Raw genomic sequence first — 466 nt, 5'->3', positions numbered from 1 at the left:
GGCGCCGCAGACACAGGTCTTGCCCATGCCGCGGGCGACGACGGCCGCGTGGGAGGTCTTGCCGCCGCGCGAGGTGAGGATGCCCTCGGCGGCGATCATGCCGTCCAGGTCGTCGGGGTTGGTCTCGCGGCGGATCAGGATGACCTTCTCGCCGGAACGGGACCACTTCACGGCGGTGTAGGAGTCGAAGACCGCCTTGCCGACCGCGGCGCCCGGGGAGGCGGCGATGCCGCGTCCGACCTGCTCGACCTTCGCGCTCTCGTCGAAGCGCGGGAACATCAGCTGGGCGAGCTGGGCGCCGTTGACGCGGGTGAGCGCCTCGGCCTCGTCGATCAGGCCCTGGTCGACGAGCTGCGTGGCGATGCGGAAGGCCGCGCCCGCGGTGCGCTTGCCCACGCGGGTCTGCAGCATCCACAGCCGGCCGCGTTCGACGGTGAACTCGATGTCGCAGAGATCCTTGTAGTGG

At 71.0% G+C, this 466-nt stretch carries 1 protein-coding gene; it reads right to left on the bottom strand.

The genetic code is table 11. The features are described from left to right. A partial coding sequence (locus LPA54_RS37860) for a PEP-utilizing enzyme (RefSeq protein WP_267488001.1) occupies positions 1–466 on the bottom strand: 466 nt, incomplete at both ends.

Origin of the sequence: Streptomyces sp. DH12, assembly GCF_020873895.1 — a bacterium.
Classification (GTDB): Bacteria; Actinomycetota; Actinomycetes; order Streptomycetales; family Streptomycetaceae; genus Streptomyces.
The sequence above is the reverse complement of the archived record's forward strand: the minus strand, read 5'-3'. Positions and strand labels throughout refer to the sequence as shown.